Source organism: Pseudomonas sp. H11T01, from assembly GCF_048515765.1.
Classification (GTDB): domain Bacteria; phylum Pseudomonadota; class Gammaproteobacteria; order Pseudomonadales; family Pseudomonadaceae; genus Aquipseudomonas.
The window spans coordinates 1-1641 of sequence record NZ_JBLYED010000060.1; the positions used below are offsets into that span (position 1 = coordinate 1).

1 protein-coding gene is annotated in these 1641 nt (G+C 54.8%); it reads right to left on the reverse strand.

Features of this window, described 5'->3' with window-relative positions; translation table 11 throughout:
* Positions 1-41: 41 nt before the first annotated feature.
* Positions 42-1570, reverse strand: a protein-coding gene (locus ACN1C3_RS33155) for an IS3 family transposase (RefSeq protein ID WP_419119942.1) whose coding sequence is annotated in 2 segments (ribosomal slippage) — positions 42-1129 and positions 1129-1570 — 1530 coding nt in all. Because the reading frame shifts where the segments join, the coding sequence is not laid out codon by codon here.
* Positions 1571-1641: the final 71 nt, after the last annotated feature.

Consider the following 1641-nt stretch of genomic DNA (forward strand, 5'->3'; position numbering starts at 1 on the left):
CGGTACGTGTCAAGGTACCTGTCGCCTTAGTACTGCTGCGGCTAACCCAGAACGCCCTTAACTTCAGGGCGCTCTGGGTTCAAATACACCGCATCTGCCAACTTCCAGTTGCGTGTCCTGGTACTCCAGCGGCTCGGATTGGCCTTCCTGGCATCTTCATAAAGCGCTGCTCTGGCCTGTAATAGAGCCGTTGCTTTGCCTTCGTGGCGCTCGTTCGGCGTCACGTATTTCAAGGCGCTATGACGATGATCTTCGTTGTACCACTCGATAAATTTTTGCACCCAAAGCCTTGCTTGCGTGACCGTATCAAACGGTTGATCTGGCCAGAGCGGGCAGTACTTTGCGGTACGAAAAAGTGCTTCGGCGTAGGCATTGTCGTTGCTCACGCGCGGTCGGCTAAATGACGGCTCAACGCCCAGCGAAACCATGCTTTCACGCAGCAAAGAGCCTCTCATGACGATGCCATTGTCCGAGTGCAGTACCAGCGGACGACCGGCAGTACGCTCACGTAAACAGCCTTTTTCAAGCAGTTCACACGCATGCTCACTGCACTCCGATTCATGCACTTCGTTGGTAACCAGCTTGCGGCTGTAAATGTCTTTGACCATGTACCAGTAGAAGAAACGGCCCTTGACCGTGCTCGGCAACCAGGTGATATCCCAGCACCAAACCTGATTGGGACCGTCAGCACGATGTGTCGTCAGTACCCTGCGTTTGGGCGCTTTGGCCCGACCACGGCGAACGTTTTGATTCGCAGCTTTTAACACGCGATAGAACGTCGACTCCGACGCCAGATAAATACCTTCATCTGCCAGCTTGGGAACGATTTGGTGGGGCGTGAGGCTGGCGTAGCCAGCCTGATTGGCGGCATCAAGCACCGCTTGGCGCTCCGCCTCACTGAGCTTGTTCGACGGAGCTGCCCGCTGAGCCAGCAGACGCTTGTCGCAGTCGGTGTGTTGCCAACGTTGAACCGTGCGCAGGCTCAGCCCCAGTTCATTGCACGCCCGATATCGACGAGCTCCACCCAGCACCGCTTCAGCAATCAACTTCATGGCTTGCGTACGATCAGAGGCACCGATCAGTCTTCCTTGTCCTTGCCCCAAATCGCATTGGCTTTTTTTCTGAGTTCCAGCAAAGCCTCCGCTTCGGCACGTCCAGCATCGGATTGGATCAACTGACGCTCCAGCTCTTTGATCCGTCGCTGCTCGGCAGTTTTCTCTGCACTGGGTTTCAGATCAGCGAGGGTATTGGCGTTTTGGCAGGCCTCACGCCACTGCTGGATTTGCTCAGGATAAATGCCCTTGATTCGGCAATATTGAGAAATCTCCACCTCGCTCAACGGTGCGGTTTCCATGACGGCATTGAATTTATCGGCGCTGGACCATTGATCACTGGTCTTCCCGTTTCCGGGCACGATCAAACCTTTATCTCTAGCCATTTGCCTCCAATTACGCAGTGCCTGTGGCGTGACATTGAGTGCAACAGCGAGGTCCGCCACTGAACGATTGAGGGGCGGCATCATTTGCTGTACAGCCCAGTCTTTGAAGTCGTTGGTGTAACGTTTAGACATTGCTATGCACCTTCGCCCCCTTGAATGAATGAGTCAATCTACAAGGGCGACAGGTAGCCTGACACGGAGGG